The organism is Luteimonas sp. 3794, from assembly GCF_031456825.1.
Taxonomy (GTDB): Bacteria; Pseudomonadota; Gammaproteobacteria; order Xanthomonadales; family Xanthomonadaceae; genus Luteimonas.
The window spans coordinates 37,490-61,010 of the sequence record NZ_JAVDVJ010000005.1 but is presented as its reverse complement, the minus strand read 5'-3'; the positions used below and the strand labels follow the sequence as shown (position 1 = coordinate 61,010).

The following is a 23,521-nucleotide window of genomic DNA, read 5'->3' as shown; positions in this document are numbered from 1 at the left end:
ATGATCCTAACCTTCCGGTGAGGCGATACCGGCACTGGCGTGGTGCCAGCGCGCCAGTCCGTGCAGCACCAGATCCGCGCGCCATTGCGCGTCGGGCAGTCGGTTGCGCAAGGCGTCTGCGCCGCCCCCGTGCAGCAACAACCGTGGCCGGGCGCCGAGCCGCGCGGTCGCTTCCAGCAGGCTGCGCTCGATCAGGCCCAGGGCGGCGCCTTCGCAGCCCGACACCAGCGCGTCGTCGGTGTCGTCGGCGAATTCCGCGTAGGCACCACCACTCGGCGCAAGCTGGGCCACGCGCCGGTGCAAGGCCTCTCGCATCAGCGTTGGCGACGGTGCGATCCGGCCGCCGAGATGGCGCCCGTCGCCATCGATCAGATCGACGGTCAGGGCGGTGCCGACGCCGACCACGAGCGCGGGCGCGCCATCGGCGTGCGCGGACAGCAATGCGAGAAAACGGTCGACCCCGAAGCGCGACGGATCGGCGTAGGCAATGGTCAGGCCGTCGAGTGCGGGCAAGGTATGCGCCAGCTGCACCTGCGCACCGCGTGCAGCCAATGCGTCGAGCAGGATCATCCGCAGCGCCGGCGACGCGACGCTGGCAACGATGGCGACATCGATACGCGCGGGCAACTGCTCGAGCCATTCGGGATCGAAACCGCCCTCGACATGGGCGGTGCCCTGCACGGCCCCGATGCGGCCATCGTCATCGAGCGGCGCGAACTTCAGCCGGGTATTGCCCAGATCGAACAGCCAGGTGCTCATTCGGTGCCCGCCCTGCGCAGGCTGACTTCGCCCGCATGGAAGGCGCGCAGCACGCCATCCACGCGAACGCGCAGCGCGCCGTCGTCCGCGATGCCTTCGGCCATGCCGTGCAGCATGCCGCTGCCGGTATCGACCGTCACCGGCGCGCCCTGCAGCGCATCGACGGCTGCGTAGCGCGCCCGGAAGGGTGCGAGGCCTCTCCGGTCGAACAGGTCCAGTGCCTGCAGCCACGCCGCCAGCAAGGCCGCGGCCAGCGCATCGCGCGTGGGCGGCGCGTCGGCGCAACACATCGCCAGATCGGTCCATGGCTGGTCGATCATGGCGGCCTGCGCCGAGGGCATGCGCACATTGACGCCGATGCCGAGCACCGCGCGGACCGGCCCTGCGTGCTCGCCGCCGCCCTCGACGAGAATGCCGCCGAGCTTGCGCAGGCCCGCCGCATCGACGACGACCAGATCGTTCGGCCATTTCAGGCGCACGGCCTCGATGCCCAGCGCGCGCAGGGCCTCGACGGCGGCCACGCCCGCGACCAGGCTCAGCCCGCCCAGTCGCGCGAGGCCGCCGTCGAAACCACGCTGCAGCGACAAGTACAGGTGCGCCGCCAGCGGCGACTGCCAATGGCGTCCGCGACGGCCGCGACCACCGGTCTGGCGCTCGGCCAGCAGCACTTCGGCGTTCGCGCCCGGCATCGGCCGGCGCAGCAGCTCGGCGTTGGTCGAATCGATGCTCCAGGCGATCTCCAGCGACGCCATCCGCGCGCGATCTGCCGCACTGAGCGCGTCGAGAATCGCGTCGGCATCGAGCAACGCCAGCGGCTGCGCGAGCGTGTAGCCCAGGCCCGGCCGCGCGACGATGGGCACGCCCGCCTCTCGCAGCAGGCCGATCCGCTTCCACACCGCGGCCCGGGTCTGACCGGATTCGCGGGCCAGCGTATCGCCCGAGACCGGGCCGGCGATCAACCGCTGCAGCAGCGCCCGTTCGGACGGCTGCGCGGGCGGGAGAGTGGGAGATGGCGTGGAGGGCATCGTCCGATTATCGGCGAGCCGGGCGTCGGGTGTCGCCCGCTGCTGCGGCGCAGCGTCGGCGCCGCAGCAGCTGCGCTATCATCGACGGGCTGTGCGTCCTGCTTCCTTCCGGGGTATTCCGATGTCCGCACGTCTGATGGTCTGCTTGCTGTTGCTGGGCGCGAGCCTGCCGGTCGTCGCGCGTGACGCGATCACCGACACGGCGGCCGACACGCCCTGTCCGCCTGCGACCAACGCGCCGCAGAGCGAGCCGTCTCTGGACACTGCCAATGTGCGCCGCGTGCCCGCAGCAGGCAGCGCGTCCAAGGTGCGCCCGTCCGTCACCGGCGGCGGCGAGGCCGAAAGCCCGATCCGTGGCCCGCGCTGGCACAGCTTCCTGCCGGGCATGTTCCGCTGACGGATTTGCCAGGCTCGTGCGTTCGCTGATCCGCCGCCTGTTCGCAGGCGCGCCGCCCCCGATTTCCGAGACCGACTGGTCGGCCACCGTCGACCGCCTGCCGTGGGTACGCGCGCTCGACGCACCGGCGCAGTCGAGACTGCGCACGCTGGCCGCGCTGTTCCTGCATCGCAAGACGATCACACCGGTCGCCGGCCTGACGCTGGATGACCGCGCCCGCCTCGCACTGGCCACGCTGTGTTGCCTGCCACTGCTCGAATACGGCGAGGAAGGCCTGCATGGCTGGTCGCAGCTGATCGTCTATCCCGAAGCTTTCCGGGTGAACCGCAGCCACGTCGATGCCGCCGGGGTGATGCACGAATGGGACGACGAACTGATCGGCGAGTCGTGGGAGAGCGGCCCGCTGGTGCTGTCCTGGGCCGATGTCGAATCCGACATCGCCGAGCCCGACGCCGGCTTCTGCGTCGCGGTGCATGAGATGGCGCACAAGATCGACGCACTCGACGGGGTGCTCGATGGCACGCCGCCGCTGCCACGCGACTGGCAGCGCGCGTGGGCCTCGGATTTCCAGCGCAGCTTCGATGCGTTCGTCGAGCGCGTGGATGCCGGCGAGGCGATGCCGATCGATCCGTATGCCGCCGAAGCACCGGAAGAATTCTTCGCCGTCTGCAGCGAATACCACTTCAGCGCGCCGGCGCTGCTACGCGAGATATTGCCGGACGTGGCCACGCATCTGGCGCGGTTCTACGGGCGCTCCCCGTTCGAAGCGAAGGCTTAGAAGCCCGGCGGCAGGCGCACCGAGAAACACGCGCCGCCAAGTTCCTCTGAGCGCCCCACATGCAGTTCGCCGCGGTAGCTGTGGACGATGTCCTGCACGATCGACAGGCCGATGCCGTGGCCCTGTACGCGCTCGTCGCCGCGCACGCCGCGCTGCAGGATCGAGGCGACGCGATCGGGCGGAATGCCAGGGCCATCGTCCTCGACGATCAGCACCAGGCCCGGACGTCGATTCGGCGCGGTGTCACCCGGCCGCACGGTCAGCAGCACACGGGACTGCGCCCACTTGAACGCGTTTTCCAGCAGGTTGCCCAGCAATTCCTGCAGATCGCCCTGCTCGCCGTGGAAACGCGCGCTCGGGTCGATCTCGAACTCGCAAACCGCGCCCTTGGCCGCATAGATCTTCTCCAGCCCGCGCACGATCTGCTCGGCACTGGGTTCGATCTCGATCGCCGCGGAGAACAGCTGATGGCCGCTCGAAGCCGCGCGCGCGAGCTGATAGGTCACCAGATCGTTCATGCGCTGCAGCTGGGTTTCCACTTCCTCACGCAGTTCCGCATCGCCACTGCCCGCGTCGAGACGCGAGCGCAGTACCGCGAGCGGCGTCTTCAGGCTGTGGGCGAGGTCGGACATCGTGTTGCGCTGACGCGCGAGGTGCTCGCGCTCGCTGTCGATCAACGCGTTGATGCTTTCGGTCAGCGGCTGCAGCTCATGCGGATGCTGTACCCCCATGCGCTCGGACTGGCCGCGTTGCACGCGCACCAGCTCCTGCTCCACCCGGCGCAGTGGCCACAGGCTCCAGCGCACGATCAGCCCCTGCAGCAGTAGCAGGATCACGCCGGCCACGCCGAGATTCACCCACAACGCCGCTCGGAAGATGCGCACCTGGCGCGGCACGATACCGGCGTCTTCCATGACATAGATGGTGTAGGCGAACTCGGTGTCGCTGCGCCCATCGGGCGACCAGACCAGGCCGAGACCATACCGGTAGGCCTCGCCCGGCGTGCCGTCGCTGCGGACCATCGGCAACGGGCCGTCGAACTTCTCCTCGCGTGCCGAAAGCATCGTCGCTTCCGGCAACTGCGGCCCGGAGGCCGAAGGCGAGGTCCAGGAATCTCCGGAGGGCAGCACGACTTCGGCGTACAGCCCGCTGCCCGGACGCAGAAAACGGTCATCCGGCGGGGATTCGGACGGATAGATGTCGCCACCGCGCAGGAACTCGATGTCACCCGCATAGGCATAGACATAGTTGCGCAGACGCTCACGCTGGCCTTCACTGGCGACATCGATGAACGCGCGGTCGAGTGCGTAGCCGGCAAGCGCCAGAAACGCGAGCAGGCCGATACTCGCGGCGAGCAGCTGTCGCGCGCGCAGGGAGCGCGGCCGCAGCCGCGCACTAAGTCGGGTATCCGCCATACGTCAGATCGTAAACGCAGTCCGCCGGCCGTGTTGCGCGACGCACATACACATCGCCAGCGCGGACATCCGCGACCGGCGTTGCCCGCTCATCCCTCGCCGTTGCGCGGGATCGCGAAGCGGTAACCACGGCCGCGCACGGTCTCGATCGGCTTGAGCGCGCCTTCCGGATCGAGCTTCTTGCGCAAGCGGCCGATGAAGACTTCCAGCACGTTCGAATCGCGGTCGAAGTCCTGCTGGTAGATGTGCTCGGTCAGATCCGCCTTCGAGACGAGTTCGCCGGCGTGCATCATCAGGTACTCGAGCACCTTGTACTCGTAGCTGGTCAGATCGACGTTCTTGCCGTCGACGCTGACGGTCTGCGCGGCCAGATCGAGGGTGACCGTGCCGCATTCCAGCGTCGGCTTGCTCCAGCCCGCGGCGCGGCGGACCAGCGCGTTGATGCGCGCGAGCAGTTCTTCGACGTGGAACGGCTTGACCAAGTAGTCGTCGGCGCCCTGCTTGAGGCCGTCGACCTTGTCCTGCCAGCTCGAACGCGCGGTCAGGATCAGCACCGGGAACTGCTTGCCCTCTTCGCGCAGGGCCTTGATCAGTTCCATGCCCGACATCTTCGGCAGGCCCAGATCGATGATGCCGACGTCGAACGGAACCTCGCGCCCCATGTACAGGCCTTCCTCACCATCCTGGGCGGCATCGACGGCGAAGCCTTCGCGCTTCAGGCGCGCGGCAAGGGTCTCACGCAGGGGAGCTTCGTCTTCGACGAGCAGGATTCGCATGGGTCAACTCCGGTCTGACGGCCGGCCCGGCCGTGAATGGGGGCGAGGATGCAGGATCAATCGTCGTCGCCGCGTGCACGGGGCGCACGGCCACGCTGGGCGGGATCGTCGACATAGACGCGGACGCGACCGCTGTCGTCCATCACCTTGACCCGGTTGAGATCGCGTCCGTCGGAATGCATCTGCTCGATGCTGAGCACCCGGCCGCGGGTATTGCGTTCGATCCGCCGGACCGATTCGGTCATTGAATCCTGCGCACGACGACGCCCGTTTTCCGGCCGCTGCACCGCCGCGCGCATATCCGGACCGCGTACCGCGGGACCCTGTTGCGGTGACGGCGGATCCTGCGCGGCCACGATCGTCGGCGCCGCGCACAGCAGCAGGACGAACAGGATGCAGCAGGGACGACGGTACGACGGGACGGACACGGCCACTCCAGGCGGGACGGGCGATCAGGCAGGGAACCGATGGTCGGGCCGGGGCAGTGAATCCGTCCTTAACTTTTCGTTGACAAGGCTGTATCTGTTCAGCTTCAGACCCTTTGCAACGCCATTTCTGCTGCCATCACACGCGGGATCAGGCCGCGCGCCGCGCGGCGGCTGCATCGGTCGCCGCCAAGGCCTGTTCCACCAAGGCCCAGTCCGCGCCCGGCAGATGCGCGCCCTCGCTGAGCACCTGCCGGTACAGGCGCCCGCCGGGCTGGCCGTGGAACAGGCCAAGCACGTGGCGGACGATGTGCTTGAGCGCCACGCCCTCCGCCATGCGCGCCTCGACATAAGGCCGCAGCGCGCGTAGCAGCTCGGCCCGCGGGCGCAGCGGTGCGCCCGACAGCGCCGCGTCCAGCTGATGCAGCAGATAGGGGTCGTGGTACGCGGCGCGCCCCAGCATCACGCCGTCGACGTGCGCCAGCTGCTCGAACGCAAGCGCTTGCGCGGCAATACCGCCATTGAGCACGACCGGCAACGCCGGCCGTTCGCGCTTGAGCCGGTGCGCCCAGTCGTAGCGCAGCGGCGGGATGTCGCGATTCTCCTTTGGCGACAACCCGTTGAGCCAGGCGTTGCGGGCATGCACCACGATCATCGAGGCCCCCGCAGCCACGGCGCCGTCGACGAAGCGCGCGAACGCGTCGTAGTCGTCGTCGTCGTCCACGCCCAGCCGGCACTTCACCGTTACCGGGACATCGCTGGCCTGCGCCATGGCCGCGACGCAGTCGGCGACCAGTGTCGGCTCCCGCATCAGGCACGCACCGAAGCGCCCGGCCTGCACGCGATCGGACGGGCAACCGCAATTGAGATTGACCTCGTCGAAACCATGGTCGGCGGCGATGCGCGCAGCCTGCGCGAGTGCGTCGGGTTCGCTGCCACCCAGCTGCAGGGCCAATGGCGACTGCAACGCCGTCTTCGCGAGCAAGCGCGTGCGATCGCCATGGATCACCGCCTTCGCATGCACCATTTCCGTGTACAGCCGCGCGCCCGGCGCCAGTAGCCGATGGAACTCGCGGCAGTGCGCGTCCGTCCAGTCCATCATCGGTGCAACGGACAGACGCAGCGACGCCGTGTAGGCATCGGCATGTGCGTCGTAGGACGGAAGCGTGGATCCGGTCATCGTGTCTGTGGGCTGGAAGGTGCGAGTCACGAGGGTTGCACCGGGCCTTCTGCACACGTGCTGCCCGCTGCGACGGGGCGTCAGGATACACGCCGCCCCGCGGCTTCATGCCGCAACCGGAGTGCAGCGGTCATCCTGTGGCGTCCAACCGCGGCGCGCAGGAATTCATCCATGGTGTTTGTCCAGGTGTCCGCGCTGCTTCTGATCGCGTGGTCGTTCGGTGCGATCCAGCTGGTACCACGCGTGCGCGTGCTGCACGGCGCGCCGGTGTGGCTCGCAGTCGCGTGGGCATTGGCGGTCGTCGCCTGCATCGGGCTCGGCGTTTCAGGCCTGGTGCGCCATGGCGACTGGCAGTCGCTGTCGACCGGGCAGGCCCTGCACCGCATGTTCGGGGAGGGCAGTCTGGCCATGCGCCGCTCGGAATGGTCCGCCCTGAACCGCGCGGCGGGCGTCTATCTCAATCTCGGGATCGTCTGGACGCTGCTCGCGCTGTGCGTCGCGCAGTTCCACTCGGCGATGTTCTGGGCCGACGTCGCCGAGCGGCGGCGCCACGCGCGGGCGGTGCGGAACCGCGCAGCCCGGGCCGCCCCTACTCCGTGACCGGAGCCGCAGTGCGCGGCACGACCGAGACCGGCACCACCTGCAGTTCGGCCTGCGCGCCGCCCAGCAGTGGCGCAGCCTCGATCTGGCTGCCGTCCACCGGTACGGCGCCATGCGGGGTCGACTGGCTGACGATGCGCACCAGTTCGGTCGATCCATCCGGCCACACCACGCGGAAGGTGCTGCCCGGCGGCAGCGCAAGGAATGGTGTGGCGCTCTGGGCACGATAGAGCGCGGCAATCTGGGCGGCGCCGAGCTGACGCTGCTCGAGTGGCGCAGCGGTGTTGGTGGCCGCAACCTGGGACAGGCGGCGGTAGTTCTCGCCGACCGCATCGACGACGACACCGGCAACCGCTACCGAATAGCCGACGAAGACGGCGGCCCAGAGCCAGAAGCGGAGCTTGCGGGGGAACATGGGTTTCATGGTGTCACCATTCCGAGCAGTTGGCGGAACGCGGGGGCGTCCTCGACAAGGGTGTCCTTCATCCGGTCGATCTCTTCCGCGCCCTGGGGCGGCACTGCCGCATCCCGGACGAACGCGGAGAAGTCCTGGCGTGCATCTCGCGCGCAGATGCCACCGTTCGCGCAGTATTCGGTCATCAACGCACCGTTGGCGCTACAGTCGTGACCGAGATCGCAGCCGGCGAGCTGCCAGGCCAGTTCGCTGGCCTGGGTGCCGGCAACGGTGTCGGCCAGCGCCACATCACCGCTCGCTGCAACGCCCATCGCCGGCGCCAGCGCAACGAATGCACCCGGATTGCGGGACGCCTGCACACGCGCGACAAGATCGCGCCGGTAGTCCATGTCGTCCTGCAGTGGCGCGCCCATGGCCAGCAATGCCGCTTCGGCGGCGAGGCTGCCGGCTTCGGCCGCCGCCCGACGGCGCTCGACCAGTTGCACGAACGTCGGCGCGTCGCCGGGGGCGAACCGGCCGCAGCGTGTCCCGATCCGGGCGCGGGCGGCGCCCAGCGCGCGCGCCGCATCCAGCCGCAGGCCGTCGATCAAGGCACTGTCGCGCGCGAAGCCGGCGGGGTCGCGTGCGAAGCCTGCGCAGTATTCGTCGACGCGGCTGATCACCCACCGCGCCTCGGCGTCACCGGCGTCGGCCAGGGGCCGCAGTTGCTGGCGGAACGCGAAGAGGTCGTCGGCCTGCTCGAACGCACGCTGCAGCGGATGGGTTGCGTCCGCCGACCAGGCGGCCCGGTCCAGCGTCGCGAGCAGCGGCGCAGTCGATGCGGACGGCTCGACCGGAGCACGCGCATGCACATCGGCGCCAGGCTTCGGAACCGGGTGGGCACTGTCCGCTCCGGCCACGTCCACGCGCCACGCCGTCGCGAGTGCGGCGATGAGCACTCCCAGCAAGGCGATGGCGGCGAACATTCGGATGGTCACGTCGGATCCTGCTGGGGCCGGCCGCCGCGGGGGCGGCGGACCGATCTGGGGCGCGCCCGGGCGAAGCGGCGCCAGACGCGCAATTCTAGCCGAGCGCAGCGGCAGACACCCATGGCGGACCGGCGCCGCCGGGGCACGTCTCGCGCTGCGCGGCAGCACTGCAGGCTGCGCGGCAGCGATGCGCCCGGTGACCTTTGCCGGCTTCAGGGCGTTCGCGGCCGACGATCTGCGCGAGGCGCGGCCCGGCTGAAACGCGCCAAGGGCATCGGCGGTGGCGGCCAGCACGGGGTGCGTGATCTTCGCGCCGGCGGCGGCGCGCGGCCCCGGCCCGCGCGATTCCCGTTCCATGCCGTCCGCCCTTTACGCGCCACCGCCCGGGCACCAAGATGCCCGACCCCGCCCTCCCCCGGACCCGCCGATGCCTTTCCTCGAACTGAGCCTGCGCTGCACCGAAGCCGAGCAGCCGCGCTACGCCCATGCCCTGGAGGACATCGGCGCCTTGGCCGTGACGATGATCGATGCCGACGCCGACACCACCGACGAGCAGGCGATCCTCGAACCCGGCGTCGGCGAAACGCCGCTGTGGCATGCGATCGTGCTGACCGCGCTGTTCGAGGACGACACCGACGCGCTGCGGGTGTTGTCCGCGCTCGAGTCCTTCGACGCCGGCCTGGACTGGAGCCGCGCCAGCTTCCGCAAGGTCGAGGACCAGGACTGGGAACGCGCCTGGATGGACCAGTACGCGCCGCTGCAGTTCGGCGCGCGCACCTGGATCGTGCCGTGGAATGCGGAACTGCCCGAGTCCGCCGGCAACGATGCCGTCGTGATCCGCCTCGACCCGGGCCTGGCCTTCGGCTCGGGCACGCATCCGACCACGTCCCTGTGCCTGCAATGGCTGGATGCGCTCGCGGCCGAGGGCGCGCTCGCCGATGCCGACGTGCTCGATTACGGTTGCGGCAGCGGCATCCTCGCACTGGCCGCGCTGAAGCTCGGCGCGGCCAGTGCAGTCGGCATCGACAACGATCCCCAGGCCTTGATCGCTTCGCGCGACAACGCGGACCGCAACGAGGTCGGCGCCGCACTCGACGTGTATCTGCCGGCCGACGCGCCGCAGGGCGCCTTCCCCGTCGTCGTTGCCAACATCCTCGCGACTGCGCTCGATGCGCTGGCTGAAACGCTGGCCGAACGCGTGGCCGTCGGCGGTCGCATCGCGCTGTCGGGCATCCTCGACGGCCAGGAAGAAGACTTGCTGCGTCGCTACCGTCCCTGGTTCGAGCAGTTGGCAGTCACGCGCGAAGGCGACTGGGTCCGCATCGACGGCGTCCGCAAACCGCTCTGACGCGCCGCGTGCGACACGACGGCGGCGTGATTCAATAGCCGCATGTTCATCAACTGCAAGCACTGCGGTTCGCTGGTCGCCACCGATCCTGCGACCGACCAACCGCCGGAGCGCTGCCCGCGTTGCCGCGGCGTGCTGCGCAGCGCCGCGCCGGCGGTATCAGTGGCCGCGCTGCTGAAGACAACGTCCACCGTCGACGCGGCAGCAAGTGGCTCCGTGACGCCGTCAGGATCCGACGCCGTGACGCGTGGGGCGCCCGAATCGGAGGTGCCGACGCCTGCGCCGCCATTGCCGCCCGAGCCGACCGCATCGCCGAGCCCATCGCAGCCAGCCGCCGCGACATTCCGGCCGGCCGATCCTCCGGCCGGGATCCAATCCATCGATACGTCCGCAGCGACCGCGACGGTGTCCGCCGATCCGCCAGCGGCTGCACCAGGCATTGCCGAAGCCGGCGCGGCGAAGCCTGCCCCGGCGCGCGCATCGCCGAGTTTCGCCCGGCGCGGCCCATCGGGCGCGCTCGACGCACGCATGCGTCGGCAACAGCGCATCCTGGCGTGCGCCGTCCTCGCACTGTGCCTGCTGCTCGGGCTGCAGGTCCTGCTGGCCGATCGCGCGCGGCTCGCCGCCGATCCGGGCTGGCGTCCGACCCTCGCACGCCTGTGCGCTGTGTTGCGTTGCGGCCTGCCGCCGTGGCGCGAACCCAGCGCGCTGACCGTGCTCGCGCGCGACGTGCGTCCCGACGCCGCGCGCCCAGGCGCGCTGTTGGCGACTACGACGTTTCGCAACGACGCCCGCTGGGCGCAGGCGTGGCCGCGGCTGCGGCTGACGCTTTCCGACATCGATGGACGCATCGTCGGCGCACGCGTGTTCACGCCGCAGGAGTATCTCGCCAGCGCGCCGCCGCAACCGACGCTCGACGCCGGCGCCAGCGTGGAGGCACGCCTGCAGCTCGTCGAACCCGATGCGCGGGCGGTCTCGTTCGCCTTCGATTTTCTCTGAAACCACGCTGACAGCGGCCGGGGGGCCGCGCTAGACTGACCCGCCCTTCCGCCGTCCGCACGCGCCGTGGTCACCGACCGGACGCTGCGACAGCGACGCCGCATTCTGAGAGTCGACTTGAACGCAGACCGCACCGACAGCAGCACGCGCGAAGCACCGCGCACGCCCCTGCGCGAACATGTTGCGACCTCGATCCAGCGCTACCTCGGCGATCTCAACGGCAACGACACCGACAATCTCTACGAGGTCGCGCTGCGCGAACTCGAGATTCCGTTGTTCGTCGAAGTGCTGAACTTCTGCGACGGCAACCAGAGCCGCGCCGCGGCGATGCTCGGCATCCATCGCGCCACGCTGCGCAAGAAACTGCGCGAATACGCGCTGGTGTAATCGCCTCCCGCGCGGGGGCGTCAACCCCACCAGTAGCGGGTGACGTGGAAGAATACCGGTGCCGCGAAGCACACCGAATCCAGCCGGTCGAGCATGCCGCCGTGGCCTTCGATCATGTGGCCCCAGTCCTTGATGCCGCGGTCGCGCTTGATCGCCGACATCACCAGCCCGCCGAAGAAGCCCATCAGGTTGATCACCAGCGCCAGCAGGCCCGCCTGCCAAGGCGAGAACGGGGTGATCCACCATAGTGCGGCGCCGAGCAGCGTGGCCGAGGCCACACCGCCCACCAGGCCTTCCCAGGTCTTCGATGGCGAGAGCCGCGGCGCGACGAGACGGCGGCCGCACAACTTGCCCCACACGTACTGCAGCACGTCCGACGACTGCACGACGATCACCAGGAACGCGATCAGCAGCAGGTTGCGGCCTTCGTCGCGGCTGCCGTCGATGTGCAGGTTCATCAGCGCCGGCACATGCGAGATGCAGAACACGCTGATCATCAGGCCCCACTGGATCTTCGCCGTGCGCTCCAGGTAGCCGGTGGTATCGCCACCCGCGAGCGCGAGGATCGGCAGCAGCAGGAAGGCATAGACCGGTATCAGCAACGTCGCCATGCCGTACCAGTCGCTGTAGACCAGCCAGTACTGGTACGGCAGCACGACGTAGAACGCCGCGACCAGCGCCCAGTAATCGCCACGCCGCGTCGGCGTGAGCGTGATGAACTCGCGCAATGCGAACAGCGACACCAGCAGAAACAGCACGATCACGCCGAGCCGGCCGCACAGGAACGCGAGGCCCACGACCGCAGCCATCACCCACCACGCCCGGATCCGCGACACCAGATTGGCGATGACCGGCGTCGCCACGCCGCCCTGGCGCCAGCGCAGCGTTTCGGCGATCAGCGTTGCCAGCGCCAGCACGCCGCCGATACCGAGGAACAGCACGACGGAATCGGGCTGGGACTGCAGCCAGGCGATCATGGTGCGCGCTCCGACCCGCCGCTGGCATCGAGCGCGCGCAAGGCATCGCGGCTGCGGGCGAGAAACGCCGCCTTGTCCTCGCCCGGCCGCAGGCCGATTGGCGCACCGAAACGCGCGGTGCACAGCAGCGGCAACGGCAGCAAGCGCCCCTTGGGCATGACCCGGCGCAGGTTGTCGAGCCACACCGGCACAAATTCCAGCTCCGGACGCTGCCGCGCGAGGTGGTACATGCCGCTTTTGAACGGCAGCAGGTCATCGCCAGTGTTGCGCGTGCCTTCGGGAAACAGGATCAGCGAGGCGCCGTGGTCCACCGCCTTGCAGAGAGTCGCGATGGGATCCTCTTGGCGCGCGGCGGGATCGCGCTCGATCAGCACACCGTTGAAGACGCTACGGATCAGGTAACGCCGCAGCGGATCACGATTCCAGTAATCGGCGCCGGCCACCGGGCGCACGTTGCGACGCAAGGCCACGGGCAGGGCCGACCAGATCATCACGAAGTCGCCGTGGCTGGCGTGGTTGCCGAAATAGACGCGGCGCTGGTCGGAGGGCGCGCAGCCCTCCCAGAGTGCACGCGCGCCGGTCAGACCCCGGATGGCGCCACTGAAACCACGCGCGAGCAAGGCGTCGATCATGCGAGCGTCCATGCGTACACGCAGGCGAACAGCTGCAAGGCCAGTGCGATGCCCTGCCGGCGCAGCAATGCGCGCATTCCCCGCCATCGCGTCGGCCAGTCGCGTCCGGGCCCGGGTGTCCGCTGGCCCAGGCTGACGAACGCGGCGTCGAGGCGCGCGGCCGCGCGCTCGGGCGCGTCGGCCGTCAGCGCCTGCAGCAACCGCGCATCCACATCGACGCGCGCCGCCCAGTAGACCTGCGCAAAAAAGGCCATCAGGCTCGCGGCCAGCGCGATACGGGCCGGCGCGCCCATCGCATTGCCGAACACCGCCGCCAGCAGAAGGCCTGCGCCCGCCAGCGCGGCGAACAGCGTCGACACGCCATGCAGGCGTCGCCCCTGATGCAGGATCGCGGCCATCACCACGAAGGTCGGCGGTGCGTCGGTCTGCGGCCCCGGTGTGGTCATCGCGCCCCCCGGGACGTCAGTGTTCCCAGCGCTGCGATCGCATGCAGCACCCCTGCGTGACGTGGCCGCAACACGATGCCGGGCCGGGCCGCGCGCACGCGCGCGATCGCAGCGTCGACCGAATCCGCGCGCCCGGAACGCAGCAGCCACGCGGCAATCGTCAGGGCACTGCGCGAGTAACCGAGCGCGCAGCACACCAGCACCCGCTCGTCCGCGCGGCGCAAGGTCTCGATCACATCGGCCGCAGCGAGCACCGACGGCAACGAAGGCGTGGCGAGATCGAGCATCGGCACGATCGCATCGCCCGGCTGCGCGCCGCCGGGCAACGAAAGTTCGGCGCAGACATCGACGACCGCGAACCCGTCACGCCCGCCCTTCGACTGCAGGCCGCCCAGCCAGACGCCGTCGACGACCTTGACCGGGGCCGGGGCGCGCCGCGTCCACCACCAGGCATTGATCCGCGCGCCCAGCAGATAGGGCGCGTGCAGCCAGCGCGATGCCATCGACAGACGGCCATCGGCGCGCTTCTGGAAGCCCGCAGCGCCTGTGAACGCGTAATGGCAGGCCACCAGCAGCAGCGACAGCGCGGACCACCATGCCCACAGCAGCACGCCACCCAAGTGAGCGGCCAACGCTGCGCAGGCCAATGCGCCGAGCAGATACAACGCGGCGAGGCGCCGACGCTCGGGCGCATCGGTCCAGCGGGCATTGCGCCACGGCGCGTCGGCCCGCTCGGGCCACAACCAGACGCAGAGCCAGCCCGCGGCGATGCCGGTCGGCAAGTCGATGAAATGGTGCTGGAACGTGGTCAGGATCGACACGCAGACGAGTGCGAACCACACATCCAGCACGCGACGCCAAAACCCATGCAGGAATTTGGCGTAGTGCGCCCACAGCACCACGGTCAGTGCGATATGCAGCGACGGCGCCTGGTTGTAGGGGCGGTCGAAGCTGGTCAGCGCATCGAACATCGCACCGAAGAACCCGTCCGTGGCCGGCCGCTCGAAACTGAAGGCCAGCGGCCACAGCAGGAAGCAGGCGACGGCGAGCAACTGGACCGACAGCAGACGCAGGCCGAGCGTGTCCAACTCCCGGCGGTCGCGGGCCAGGAATGGCGAGACGGCGTAGAACGCGTTGGTCGTCCAGTACGGCAGGATCGTCCAGGCCAGGAACGGCACCGCGTGCTCCCAGTCGAACACGATGCTCGGCACATCCGCGCGTCGTCCCGCCATCGCGTTGGCGAAGCCATAGCTCAGGTAGAAAAACGGGCCCAGGAACGCGAGCCAGCCGATCGCGCGCTTCCAGGGCCGCGGCGCGCGCGCGGCGACCGCGTCCTCAGCGTGCGGCGTCATCGACGCGCTGTGCGAGCGAGACGGTAAAGATGCCCCAGGCATCGATGCGTTGCGCCACCTTGCGGAAGCCTGCATCGGCAACGAGCTGGTCCATTTCGGCCTGGGTGCGGCGACGCATCACCCAGGCCGCACCATCGCGATGGCTGGTGAGCGCGCGTGCGATGAATTCCAGCTGCGGATGCCAGGGCTGGCCGGTGTAAGCGAGAAATCCGCCGGGCGGCACGGCCTCCGCCAGCCCGGCGAGCGAGGCCTGCAGCAGCGCGTTGTCGGGGAACAGTTCGTAGAGCCCCGACACGATCGCCAGCGTCGGCTTCGGCTCCAGCGCCGCCAGTGCGGCGCGATCGAAGGCATCGCCGGTGTCGAAACGGGCGAAGCCTTCCGCACCGAACGCGCGGATCAGCGCCCGACCATGCTCGACGTTGCGCGCGCTGTAGTCGCGCAGCGCGATCGCATCGGCCCGCACATCGCCCTGGGCGAGGGCTTCGAGCACATAGCGTCCATGTCCGGCGGCGATATCCAACGCGCGCACCGGCAGGCCCGCCGCACGCAGCCGCTGGGCCGCCTCACGCAGCAGGGCGTGCAGGTGGAGTCGCCGTTGGCGGATGCCGCGCCAGCCGATCGACTCGATGTAGTTGCGGTCCACGAAGCGGCCGACGGGCCCGCTGCCACGCGGCTGGTGTTCGTAGACGTAGTCGAGCGTGCTGCCGGAATCGAAACCGGTCTCGAGCCCCAGCCGGATGCCGTCCGACAGATGGCCGCCCAGGCGCAGGCCCGCGCGCACCCCGCGCCAGCGCAGGTCCTGCAGCGAGCCGCGCGGATGCGGCCATGCGAGACGCTGCGCCTCGTCGAACGTCGCGCCGTAGCGATGGGCTTCGCGCAGCGACGGCAGCGCAGGCGCCGCGTCGAAACGCGCGCGCAGGAAGCTCCGCACCTTGGCCACCGCCGGCGCGCGATCGCGCTCGCCGAGCGTGTCGTGGAAGAAGCCGGGCAGCAGATGCCGTTCGCGCACGTGCGATCCCAGCCGCTCGAAGAAGCGGTCCTGCGGGCCACGATGCACGACGAAATCCGAGCCCGACACCAGCAGTTGCGTCGGCACGCCGATCGCCTGCGCGTCAGCGACCACGCGCTCGGCGGCGCGGTAGAGCCCCAGCAGCACGCGCACCGAGATCGGTCGCGTGATCAACGGGTCCTGCCGGTAGCTCGCGACGCGCGCCGCGTCGTGGGTCAGCCACTGCGGCTTGACGTAACTGTTGACGAAGAAATTGCCACGCAACTTCTCCATCAGCGCCAGCCCAGCCCGCGCGAACGGCACGTAGAGCTTGACCCGGAACGCCGGCGACGCGAGCACCAGCGCACGCAGCCTGGGCGCGTAGTCGTGCACCCAGGTCGCGGCCACCACCGCACCGACACTTTGCGCGACCACTGCCACCTGTTCGACGGGGATGTCGTGATGGCGCCCGATCCAGGCGACGAATGTGTCCAGGTCCCGGACGAGCGCCTCGAAGCCCGGCGCATCGCCGCGGGTACCCGGCGATTGGCCGTTGCCGCGCGCATCCCAGGCGAACACGTCGAAATCCGGAAGGTCGAGCTCGTCAGCCAGATGCGCGACCCGGCCCGAATGCTCGTGGCCGCGATGCAGCAGCACGATGGCACCACGCGAGGCACCGCGCGCGGGCCAGTGCCGATAGAACAACGCGGCGCCGTCGAACGTCGCGAACGTCGAGGTGGTGAACTCGCGTCGAGTGGCGTAGTCGACAGCCATCGCCGATGTCGCATCCATCGTGTCGGTCTTCCCTGTCATGCATGTCCCTGTGTGGCGCTTTCAGCGCGCTTCGGCGAGCCCGGCGCGTACCCTGCGCAGGACTGTCAGTGCACAGGCCAACGCCGTCAAGGCAAACAGCAGCGACAGCCAAGGCGCCGGCAGCCAGCCGAAGGCGAGCAGCAGGCCGACCACGCCAACCACGAACGCGCGATCGCTCTTGCCCATCGGCCCGTCGTAGCGACGCGAGGCGCCGACCATCAGGCCGAGCACCCCGGCGTACTCGGTCAGCGCGGCCAGCCAGACCATCAGCCAGACCAGCCAGGCCGACACGCCCGGCACGGAGAGCAGCGCCAGGTACAGGGCCGCGTCGGCGACCACGTCGCACAGTTCGTTGAGGTAGGCCCCCAGGCGCGACTGCTGCTTGAATTCGCGCGCCAGCATGCCGTCGATCGCGTTGAGACCCATGCGTACCAGCATCCAGACCGGCAACAACAGGTAGAGCAACGGCAGCCCCGGCGCACGCACGTAGACGATGGCGGCGACCAGCAGGGAAATCAGCGCGGCGATCACGGTCACCTGGTTCGCGGTCGCGCCCGCGCCGTGCAGCGCGCGGACCAAGGGACGCAACAGCGCCTGGAAGCGTCCTTTCAAGGCATAGATCGACACGGCGCGCATCCCCCCGGGGCACCGCGGCGGAGCGGCCGCCCTACAATATCCGCCCGCCCCGCTTCCCCGCCATGCCCATGCCTTCCAATCCCACCCACGGCGCGACCACTCCGATCCGCCGCGCGCTGCTGTCGGTGTCCGACAAGACCGGCCTGCTCGATCTCGCCCGCGCGCTTGCAGCACGCAACGTCGAACTGCTGTCGACCGGGGGCACCGCGAAGGCCCTGCGCGAGGCCGGCCTGCCGGTACGCGACGTCAGCGACGTGACCGGATTCCCGGAAATCATGGACGGCCGGGTCAAGACCCTGCACCCGAAGGTGCATGGTGGCCTGCTCGGGCGCCGCGGGACCGACGATGCGGTGATGGCCGAACACGGCATCGACGCGATCGACCTGCTGGTGCTCAACCTCTATCCCTTCGAGCGCGTGGCCTACGCGCCGGATGCGAAGTTCGACGACATCATCGAGAACATCGACATCGGCGGCCCGGCGATGCTGCGCGCGGCGGCGAAAAACTTTGCGCACGTCGCGGTGGCGACCGATCCGTCGCAGTACGACGCGTTGCTGGCCGAGCTCGAGGCGAACGACGGTGCGCTCACCGGCAGCACCCGCTTCGCCCTGTCGATCGCCGCGTTCAATCGCGTGGCGCAGTACGACGCGCGCATCAGTGACGTGCTGTCGTCGATCGCCGAGGTGTCCGATGCAGGCGCGGTCTGTCGCGGCCCGTTCCCGGGCCAGAGCAACGGCAACTTCGTCAAGGTCGCCGACCTGCGCTACGGCGAGAATCCGCACCAGCGCGCGGCGTTCTACCGCGACCTGTATCCAGTGGCCGGCACGCTGGCCACGTTCACCCAGTTGCAGGGCAAGGAACTGTCGTACAACAACATTGCCGACGCCGATGCAGCGTGGGAATGCGTGCGCCAGTTCGATGCACCGGCCTGCGTGATCGTCAAGCACGCCAACCCCTGCGGCGTCGCCATGGGCGTGGCCTGCGGCGATGCGTACGAACTCGCCTACGCGACCGATCCGACGTCTGCATTCGGCGGCATCATCGCGTTCAACCGCACGCTGGACGCCGCGACGGCGAAGGTGATTCTCGACCGCCAGTTCGTGGAGGTCCTCATTGCGCCGGACTTCGCGCCCGAAGCGCTGGACTACGCGAAGAAGAAAGCCAACGTGCGCGTGCTGCGCATTCCGCACGGCGACGGCCGCAACACCGTCGACGTCAAGCGTGTGGGCTCGGGCCTGCTGATGCAGGACGCCGACAACCACGTGGTCGCCCGTGACCAGCTCCAGGTCGTCACCCGGCGCGCGCCGACCGACGCCCAGCTCGATGATCTGCTGTTCGCGTGGAAGGTCGCCAAGTTCGTGAAGTCCAATGCCATCGTCTATGCGAAGGACCAGCGCACGATCGGTGTCGGCGCAGGCCAGATGAGCCGGGTGTACTCGGCGCGCATCGCCGGCATCAAGGCCGGCGATGCCGGGCTGGTGGTGCCGGGTTCGGTGATGGCGTCGGATGCGTTTTTCCCGTTCCGCGACGGCATTGATGCAGCCGCCGAAGCCGGCATCCAGGCGGTGATCCAGCCGGGCGGCTCGATGCGCGATGCCGAGGTGATCGCCGCTGCCGACGCACACGACATCGCGATGGTGTTCACCGGCGTGCGCCATTTCCGCCACTGACAGGTGCACCGCGCCGGCATGTCGGCGTCACTGGATCTCGCCGACCCCGCTGCTAGCGTCCGGCGCATCGTTTTCGCAGGATGCGCCGATGTCGTGGCCCCGTCTCAGCTTCGCGCGCCTTGCTTGCGCCGCCTGCCTGCTGGTGCTGGCCGCCTGCAGTGAATCGCCCAAGCCCGGGGCGGTGAGCGCGACACCGACATTGCCGCCCGACGTAGCCGCAACGCCCAGCGAACCACCGCAGGCAGCCGCCGCGCCGGTCACCGGCCTCGATGGCGGCGCGGTCCGCGCCTATCTCGTCAGCCAGTACGGCGAACTCGCCCAGTTGCAGGGCGACTGGCCCGGCACGCCCGCGGCCGATGGCCTCGGCCGCGACGCGGCCTCCCGCGAGGTCTGCGCACGCGAGGCGATCGGCACGCCGGAGGTACCGGCGGAGCTCGTCGCCGTGTGCGGCGTGCCTGACGGCGCCGGCCATGCGACCACCGCGCGCATCGATGTCTTCCTGCTGCAGCTGGGCACGGACGGCGTCACCGCTACTGCGCGCCAGCACATGGACGGCTTCGGCGACAACGGCGATGTCGCCGAGCTCGCCGTGCGCAGGTTCGGCCCGCGTCTGCATGGCTTCGTGGTGGACGATGGATTCACCGGCCAGGGCATCACGATCGGCACCAGCCATCTCGTGCTGCCGCACGCGGGCGGCTTCGCAGTGGCGGCGACGCTGCGCAGCAGTCTCGACAATCTCGGTGCGATGGCTGGGTGCGGCGAGCGCGACGACTGCACGCCGGATGCGGCCTTCGATCTGATGTTCGATCTGGCGATCGACGATCGCGACGCCACTGCAGTCGCGTGGCCGCTGCGCGTGCGCGAACGTGGCGAGGCCTGCGGGCGGCGCATTGACCGCACACATCTGGTGCCGTTCGATCCGACGACCGGCGCGTGGGCCGTGCCCGCCGAGCTGCAGCGCGACGGATGCGATTGAAGCCATCCTGACGCATGCGCTGCCGCGTCGGCGTTGCGCTAACCTCAGCGGCGCTCGGGGACCGGCGCCACCGTCTTCTGCGCGGTCCAGATGCTGCGGTCGATCGTGTCACCGAGCTCGGGGAAATCCGCCGCGTCCAGACGCGGTGAGCTCTCGCCCGCGCGAATCTTGCGGTCGTAATCGCGGGTCAGCCTGATCGCCACGCCTGACAGCAGCATCACCGCGATCAGGTTCACCATCGCCATCAGCCCCATCGCCGCATCGGCGGTGTCCCAGACGAGATCGAGCTTGGCGAACGCGCCCCAGGCCACCATCGACAGACAGCCCAGGCGCAGCAACAGGATGCCGGTGCGCCCGCCGCGCAGGAAGACGACCGCGCTTTCGGCATAGGCGTAATTGCCCAGGATCGACGTGAGCGCGAAGAACGACAGCGCCACGGCGATGAACACCGGGCCCCAGCCGCCGAAGTGAATCGCCATGGCCTGCTGCGTGAGCACCACGCCGTCACCGCCGGCGGTGTCGAGCGCGCCCGAGAGCAGGATCATCAGCGCCGTCGCCGTGCAGATCACCAGCGTGTCGACGAACACGCCGAACGCCTGCACCAGACCCTGACTGGCCGGATGGTGCGGCGCCGGCGTGGCCGAGGCCGCGATATTCGGCGCGCTGCCCATGCCGGCCTCGTTGGAAAACAGACCACGCTTGACGCCATTGAGCAGCGCGACCGCAAGGCCGCCCAGCACGCCGCCTGCGGCCTGGTCGAGGCCGAACGCACTGCGCACGATCAGCGCCAGCATCGCCGGCACATCGGTGAGGTTGCTGATGATCACCCAGCCCGCCAGCGCCAGGTACGCCAGCGCCATTGCCGGGACGATCACCTCCGACAGCTTCGCCACCCGTCGCAGCCCGCCGAAAATCACCGGCGCTGCGAGAGCGACCAAGATGGCGGCAGTCCACACCGGCTCGATGCCCCAGGCGCCGCGCGCCGCCTCGGAAATCGAATTGGCCTGCACCGCGCTGAACACCAGCCCGAACGCGAGGATCAGGCACACCGAGAAGATCGCGCCCAGCCAGGGCTTGCGCAGGCCGTGGGCCATGTACAACGCGGGGCCGCCCCGGTACTGGCCCTCGGCGTCGCGGCGCTTGTACAACTGCGCCAGCGCGCTTTCGACGTAGGCCGTCGCCATGCCGAAACAGGCGACCAGCCACATCCAGAAGATCGCACCGGGGCCGCCGACCGTCAGCGCAATCGCCACACCGACGAGATTGCCGGTGCCCACGCGCGAGGCCAGGCTCGTGCACAGCGACTGCAGCGGCGAGATGCCCGCGTTGTCGTCGCCGGTGCCGCGCACGAGGCCGGAGATCATCTTCGGAAACCGGCGGAACTGGATGAAGCCCAGCCGCACGCTGAACCAGATGCCGACCAGCGGCAGCACGCCGACCAGCAGGTAATTCCACAACACGCCGTTGATGCCGCCGACGATGGGTGACAGCACGTTTTCGATCAGCTGGACCAGATCCATCGGCGGTGGGGGTTCCAGTGCGGCGAAGCGATCGAGCCTAGCATCCGGGTCCGCGACGCCCGGTCGACAGTGCCGCGCGGCCACGGCCCGCGCGCAGCGAGGGGCGCTGCGACGCCGTAAACTGGTCTCCCCTTTGCATCCGGTCTGCTGCGCATGAAGAAGGTCCTCGTCATCGGTTCCGGCGGTCGCGAACACGCGCTGGCGTGGAAGCTCGCGCAATCACCGCGGGTCGGCGAGGTGCTGGTCGCGCCGGGCAATGCAGGCACCGCGCGCGAGGCGGGCTGCCGCAACGTGGACGTCGCGGCAACCGATCTCGATGCGCTGCTGGCGCTGGCGAAATCCGAAAATGTCGACGTGACCGTCGTCGGCCCCGAGGCGCCTCTGGTCGCTGGTGTCGTCGATCGCTTCCGTGAGGCAGGCCTGCGCATCTTCGGACCCACCGCGGCCGCCGCGCAGCTCGAAGGCAGCAAGGCCTTCGCCAAGGATTTTCTCGCGCGGCACGCGATTCCCACCGCGGGCTATTCGGTATTCACCGATGCCGACACCGCGATCGAGTACGTGCGTCAGCACGGCGCGCCCATCGTCATCAAGGCCGATGGCCTTGCTGCAGGCAAGGGCGTGATCGTCGCGATGTCGCTGGAAGAGGCGGAAGCCGCGATCACAGACATGCTGTCGGGCAACGCCTTCGGCGCGGCCGGTGCGCGCGTGGTGATCGAAGAATTCCTCGACGGCGAGGAGGCGAGCTTCATCTCGATCGTCGACGGCAAGACCGCACTGCCGATGGCGACCAGCCAGGACCACAAGCGCGTCGGCGATGGCGACACCGGCCCCAACACCGGCGGCATGGGTGCGTATTCGCCGGCGCCGGTGGTCACGCCCGAGGTGCACGCGCGGGTCATGCGCGAGGTCGTCGAGCCGACCGTGCGCGGCATGATCGCCGACGGCGTGCCGTTCACCGGCTTCCTCTATGCCGGGTTGATGATCGACCCGCAGGGCGCGCCGAAGGTCATCGAATTCAACGTGCGCTTCGGCGATCCGGAAACCCAGCCGGTGATGCTGCGCCTGCAGTCCGATCTGCTGGATCTGGTCGAAGCCGCGATCGACGGCACGCTCGATGGCGTGGAGGCGCAGTGGGATCCCCGCCCCTCGCTCGGCGTCGTCATGGCCGCCGAGCACTATCCGGGCACGCCGCGCACCGGCGACGTCATCAACACCTGGGACACCCCCTCGCTGGAGGACACCAAGGTGTTCCATGCGGGCACGAAGCTCGACGCGCACGGCCAGGCCGTCACCGCCGGCGGCCGCGTACTCTGCGTGGCTGCGCTGGGCGAGACCGTCGCCCATGCGCAGACACGCGCCTACGGCGAGCTCGCCGGCATCTCGTGGCCGGGCGAGTTCCACCGCCACGACATCGGCTGGCGCGCGATCGAACGCGAACGCGGCAACGCCTGATGCCTTCCCCAACGCCGAGGCTTAGATCGTGATCCCAGGCAATGCCCAGCTCAGCATGACCGTGCTGATGACACCGGACATGGCGAACTTCTCCGGCAACGTGCACGGTGGCACGCTGCTGAAGTATCTCGACGAAGTGGCCTACGCCTGCGCCAGCCGCTATGCCGGCCGTTACGTGGTCACGCTGTCGGTGGACCAGGTGACCTTCCGCGAGCCGATCCACGTCGGCGAGCTGGTGACCTTCCTCGCGTCGGTGAATTACACCGGGCGCACGTCGATGGAAGTCGGCATCAAGGTCATCACCGAGGACATCCGCAACCGCGCGGTGCGCCACACCAACAGCTGCTTCTTCACGATGGTGGCGATGGACGAGGACGGCCGCTCGACGCCGGTGCCGGCGCTCGAGCCGGCCAGTGCCGAGGAACGCCGCCGCTTCGAGCAGGGCCGGCAGCGGCGCGAGATCCGCCAGGAACTCGAACAGCGATACCGCGCGGTTCGCGAAGACCCCGCGTCCGCCGGCTGAGCGCGGCCCAGCGCCCGGACTGGACGATGCAGACCTGCCGGCGTGGCGCCCGATCGCAGGCGCA

At 69.5% G+C, this 23,521-nt stretch carries 25 protein-coding genes; 10 read left to right on the top strand and 15 right to left on the bottom strand.

From position 1 onward, the window contains the following. Positions 1–6: 6 nt before the first annotated feature. Both J2X52_RS09365 and birA read right to left on the bottom strand, forming a co-directional pair. The gene (locus J2X52_RS09365) at positions 7–759 is read right to left on the bottom strand and encodes a type III pantothenate kinase (protein WP_310152047.1); all 753 of its coding nucleotides are present in this window, start codon (positions 757–759) and stop codon (positions 7–9) included. Further along, positions 756–1,784 (bottom strand): bifunctional biotin--[acetyl-CoA-carboxylase] ligase/biotin operon repressor BirA, encoded by a 1,029-nt coding sequence (gene birA / locus J2X52_RS09360; protein WP_310152044.1) that lies wholly within the window; start codon positions 1,782–1,784, stop codon positions 756–758. Before birA ends, J2X52_RS09365 begins: the two co-directional genes overlap by 4 nt. Before the next feature lie 121 nt (positions 1,785–1,905). Here birA and J2X52_RS09355 point away from each other — a divergent pair, with 121 nt between their 5' ends. Together J2X52_RS09355 and J2X52_RS09350 are read left to right on the top strand one after the other, a co-directional pair. Next, entirely contained in the window at positions 1,906–2,181 is a 276-nt protein-coding gene (locus J2X52_RS09355; protein ID WP_310152042.1) for a hypothetical protein, read from the top strand. 61 nt (positions 2,182–2,242) lie between these two features. Then, positions 2,243–2,959 (top strand): zinc-dependent peptidase, encoded by a 717-nt coding sequence (locus J2X52_RS09350; protein WP_310152471.1) that lies wholly within the window; start codon positions 2,243–2,245, stop codon positions 2,957–2,959. Here J2X52_RS09350 and J2X52_RS09345 read toward each other — a convergent pair. The 4 genes from J2X52_RS09345 to dusA form a co-directional block, all read right to left on the bottom strand. Next, on the bottom strand, positions 2,956–4,374 hold the full coding sequence (locus tag J2X52_RS09345) for an ATP-binding protein (protein ID WP_310152039.1): 1,419 nt from the start codon (positions 4,372–4,374) through the stop codon (positions 2,956–2,958). The two genes, J2X52_RS09350 and J2X52_RS09345, sit on opposite strands and share 4 nt — an antisense overlap. An 89-nt stretch (positions 4,375–4,463) precedes the next feature. Beyond that, positions 4,464–5,150, bottom strand: coding sequence for a response regulator transcription factor (locus tag J2X52_RS09340; protein ID WP_232138017.1), 687 nt, complete (start codon positions 5,148–5,150; stop codon positions 4,464–4,466). Between the two features lie 56 nt (positions 5,151–5,206). Continuing rightward, on the bottom strand, positions 5,207–5,578 hold the full coding sequence (locus tag J2X52_RS09335; RefSeq protein WP_310152033.1) for a hypothetical protein: 372 nt from the start codon (positions 5,576–5,578) through the stop codon (positions 5,207–5,209). A gap of 148 nt (positions 5,579–5,726) precedes the next feature. After that, complete coding sequence (gene dusA / locus J2X52_RS09330) at positions 5,727–6,755, bottom strand: tRNA dihydrouridine(20/20a) synthase DusA (RefSeq protein WP_310152030.1); 1,029 nt, start codon at positions 6,753–6,755, stop codon at positions 5,727–5,729. A gap of 171 nt (positions 6,756–6,926) precedes the next feature. On the opposite strand from dusA, the gene J2X52_RS09325 reads away from it, so the two are divergent. Beyond that, positions 6,927–7,355: a hypothetical protein gene (locus J2X52_RS09325; protein WP_310152027.1), complete on the top strand. Its 429-nt coding sequence runs from the start codon at positions 6,927–6,929 to the stop codon at positions 7,353–7,355. Here J2X52_RS09325 and J2X52_RS09320 read toward each other — a convergent pair. Both J2X52_RS09320 and J2X52_RS09315 read right to left on the bottom strand, forming a co-directional pair. Continuing rightward, on the bottom strand, positions 7,345–7,779 hold the full coding sequence (locus tag J2X52_RS09320) for a hypothetical protein (RefSeq protein WP_310152024.1): 435 nt from the start codon (positions 7,777–7,779) through the stop codon (positions 7,345–7,347). The genes J2X52_RS09325 and J2X52_RS09320 overlap by 11 nt on opposite strands. After that, entirely contained in the window at positions 7,776–8,747 is a 972-nt protein-coding gene (locus J2X52_RS09315) for a hypothetical protein (RefSeq protein ID WP_310152022.1), read from the bottom strand. Before J2X52_RS09315 ends, J2X52_RS09320 begins: the two co-directional genes overlap by 4 nt. A gap of 418 nt (positions 8,748–9,165) precedes the next feature. Here J2X52_RS09315 and prmA point away from each other — a divergent pair, with 418 nt between their 5' ends. The 3 genes from prmA to fis all read left to right on the top strand — a co-directional run bounded on the left by prmA (position 9,166) and on the right by fis (position 11,472). Next, positions 9,166–10,086, top strand: a complete 921-nt coding sequence (gene prmA, locus J2X52_RS09310) for a 50S ribosomal protein L11 methyltransferase (RefSeq protein ID WP_310152020.1) — start codon at positions 9,166–9,168, stop codon at positions 10,084–10,086. A gap of 42 nt (positions 10,087–10,128) precedes the next feature. Continuing rightward, positions 10,129–11,085 carry a DUF3426 domain-containing protein gene (locus J2X52_RS09305; protein ID WP_310152017.1) on the top strand — a complete coding sequence of 319 codons (957 nt, stop codon included), beginning with the start codon at positions 10,129–10,131 and terminating at the stop codon, positions 11,083–11,085. A 117-nt stretch (positions 11,086–11,202) separates the two neighbouring features. Further along, a complete protein-coding gene (gene fis / locus J2X52_RS09300; RefSeq protein WP_159677666.1) occupies positions 11,203–11,472 on the top strand; it encodes a DNA-binding transcriptional regulator Fis in 270 nt (89 codons plus the stop codon). A gap of 20 nt (positions 11,473–11,492) precedes the next feature. On the opposite strand, the gene J2X52_RS09295 is transcribed toward fis, so the two are convergent. The 6 genes from J2X52_RS09295 to J2X52_RS09270 are packed head-to-tail and all read right to left on the bottom strand — an operon-like array spanning position 11,493 to position 17,307. Beyond that, positions 11,493–12,449: a phosphatidate cytidylyltransferase gene (locus J2X52_RS09295; protein ID WP_310152014.1), complete on the bottom strand. Its 957-nt coding sequence runs from the start codon at positions 12,447–12,449 to the stop codon at positions 11,493–11,495. Beyond that, positions 12,446–13,081, bottom strand: coding sequence for a lysophospholipid acyltransferase family protein (locus J2X52_RS09290; RefSeq protein ID WP_310152012.1), 636 nt, complete (start codon positions 13,079–13,081; stop codon positions 12,446–12,448). Before J2X52_RS09290 ends, J2X52_RS09295 begins: the two co-directional genes overlap by 4 nt. Continuing rightward, positions 13,078–13,527, bottom strand: coding sequence for a hypothetical protein (locus J2X52_RS09285; protein ID WP_310152010.1), 450 nt, complete (start codon positions 13,525–13,527; stop codon positions 13,078–13,080). The genes J2X52_RS09290 and J2X52_RS09285 overlap by 4 nt, the downstream gene beginning before the upstream one ends. Continuing rightward, entirely contained in the window at positions 13,524–14,879 is a 1,356-nt protein-coding gene (locus J2X52_RS09280) for a phosphatase PAP2/dual specificity phosphatase family protein (RefSeq protein WP_310152008.1), read from the bottom strand. Before J2X52_RS09280 ends, J2X52_RS09285 begins: the two co-directional genes overlap by 4 nt. Further along, the gene (locus tag J2X52_RS09275) at positions 14,863–16,641 is read right to left on the bottom strand and encodes a bifunctional alpha/beta hydrolase/class I SAM-dependent methyltransferase (RefSeq protein ID WP_310152468.1); all 1,779 of its coding nucleotides are present in this window, start codon (positions 16,639–16,641) and stop codon (positions 14,863–14,865) included. The genes J2X52_RS09280 and J2X52_RS09275 overlap by 17 nt, the downstream gene beginning before the upstream one ends. A gap of 60 nt (positions 16,642–16,701) precedes the next feature. Continuing rightward, a complete protein-coding gene (locus J2X52_RS09270) occupies positions 16,702–17,307 on the bottom strand; it encodes a CDP-alcohol phosphatidyltransferase family protein (RefSeq protein WP_310152006.1) in 606 nt (201 codons plus the stop codon). 77 nt (positions 17,308–17,384) lie between these two features. Here J2X52_RS09270 and purH point away from each other — a divergent pair, with 77 nt between their 5' ends. Continuing rightward, positions 17,385–18,986: a bifunctional phosphoribosylaminoimidazolecarboxamide formyltransferase/IMP cyclohydrolase gene (purH, locus tag J2X52_RS09265; RefSeq protein ID WP_310152003.1), complete on the top strand. Its 1,602-nt coding sequence runs from the start codon at positions 17,385–17,387 to the stop codon at positions 18,984–18,986. Positions 18,987–19,074: 88 nt separating this feature from the next. Beyond that, positions 19,075–19,962 carry a hypothetical protein gene (locus J2X52_RS09260; RefSeq protein ID WP_310152002.1) on the top strand — a complete coding sequence of 296 codons (888 nt, stop codon included), beginning with the start codon at positions 19,075–19,077 and terminating at the stop codon, positions 19,960–19,962. Between the two features lie 44 nt (positions 19,963–20,006). Here the strand turns inward: J2X52_RS09260 and J2X52_RS09255 are convergent, their stop codons facing one another. Then, positions 20,007–21,482 carry an alanine/glycine:cation symporter family protein gene (locus tag J2X52_RS09255; protein WP_310151999.1) on the bottom strand — a complete coding sequence of 492 codons (1,476 nt, stop codon included), beginning with the start codon at positions 21,480–21,482 and terminating at the stop codon, positions 20,007–20,009. Between the two features lie 153 nt (positions 21,483–21,635). On the opposite strand from J2X52_RS09255, the gene purD reads away from it, so the two are divergent. Together purD and J2X52_RS09245 are read left to right on the top strand one after the other, a co-directional pair. After that, positions 21,636–22,934, top strand: coding sequence for a phosphoribosylamine--glycine ligase (purD, locus tag J2X52_RS09250; protein ID WP_310151995.1), 1,299 nt, complete (start codon positions 21,636–21,638; stop codon positions 22,932–22,934). A 28-nt stretch (positions 22,935–22,962) separates the two neighbouring features. Then, entirely contained in the window at positions 22,963–23,457 is a 495-nt protein-coding gene (locus J2X52_RS09245) for an acyl-CoA thioesterase (protein ID WP_310151992.1), read from the top strand. The last annotated feature ends 64 nt before the right edge of the window (positions 23,458–23,521 follow it).

Excerpts from the sequence above, each read along its gene's own strand:
- J2X52_RS09365 (WP_310152047.1), bottom strand. The coding sequence starts at position 759 with ATGAGCACCTGGCTGTTCGATCTGGGCAATACCCGGCTGAAGTTCGCG.
- birA (WP_310152044.1), bottom strand. The coding sequence starts at position 1,784 with ATGCCCTCCACGCCATCTCCCACTCTCCCGCCCGCGCAGCCGTCCGAA.
- J2X52_RS09355 (WP_310152042.1), top strand. The coding sequence starts at position 1,906 with ATGTCCGCACGTCTGATGGTCTGCTTGCTGTTGCTGGGCGCGAGCCTG.
- J2X52_RS09345 (WP_310152039.1), bottom strand. The coding sequence starts at position 4,374 with ATGGCGGATACCCGACTTAGTGCGCGGCTGCGGCCGCGCTCCCTGCGC.
- J2X52_RS09340 (WP_232138017.1), bottom strand. The coding sequence starts at position 5,150 with ATGCGAATCCTGCTCGTCGAAGACGAAGCTCCCCTGCGTGAGACCCTT.
- dusA (WP_310152030.1), bottom strand. The coding sequence starts at position 6,755 with ATGACCGGATCCACGCTTCCGTCCTACGACGCACATGCCGATGCCTAC.
- J2X52_RS09325 (WP_310152027.1), top strand. The coding sequence starts at position 6,927 with ATGGTGTTTGTCCAGGTGTCCGCGCTGCTTCTGATCGCGTGGTCGTTC.
- J2X52_RS09320 (WP_310152024.1), bottom strand. The coding sequence starts at position 7,779 with ATGAAACCCATGTTCCCCCGCAAGCTCCGCTTCTGGCTCTGGGCCGCC.
- prmA (WP_310152020.1), top strand. The coding sequence starts at position 9,166 with ATGCCTTTCCTCGAACTGAGCCTGCGCTGCACCGAAGCCGAGCAGCCG.
- J2X52_RS09305 (WP_310152017.1), top strand. The coding sequence starts at position 10,129 with ATGTTCATCAACTGCAAGCACTGCGGTTCGCTGGTCGCCACCGATCCT.
- J2X52_RS09295 (WP_310152014.1), bottom strand. The coding sequence starts at position 12,449 with ATGATCGCCTGGCTGCAGTCCCAGCCCGATTCCGTCGTGCTGTTCCTC.
- J2X52_RS09290 (WP_310152012.1), bottom strand. The coding sequence starts at position 13,081 with ATGATCGACGCCTTGCTCGCGCGTGGTTTCAGTGGCGCCATCCGGGGT.
- J2X52_RS09285 (WP_310152010.1), bottom strand. The coding sequence starts at position 13,527 with ATGACCACACCGGGGCCGCAGACCGACGCACCGCCGACCTTCGTGGTG.
- J2X52_RS09280 (WP_310152008.1), bottom strand. The coding sequence starts at position 14,879 with ATGACGCCGCACGCTGAGGACGCGGTCGCCGCGCGCGCGCCGCGGCCC.
- J2X52_RS09275 (WP_310152468.1), bottom strand. The coding sequence starts at position 16,641 with ATGGCTGTCGACTACGCCACTCGACGCGAGTTCACCACCTCGACGTTC.
- purH (WP_310152003.1), top strand. The coding sequence starts at position 17,385 with ATGCCTTCCAATCCCACCCACGGCGCGACCACTCCGATCCGCCGCGCG.
- J2X52_RS09260 (WP_310152002.1), top strand. The coding sequence starts at position 19,075 with ATGTCGTGGCCCCGTCTCAGCTTCGCGCGCCTTGCTTGCGCCGCCTGC.
- J2X52_RS09255 (WP_310151999.1), bottom strand. The coding sequence starts at position 21,482 with ATGGATCTGGTCCAGCTGATCGAAAACGTGCTGTCACCCATCGTCGGC.
- purD (WP_310151995.1), top strand. The coding sequence starts at position 21,636 with ATGAAGAAGGTCCTCGTCATCGGTTCCGGCGGTCGCGAACACGCGCTG.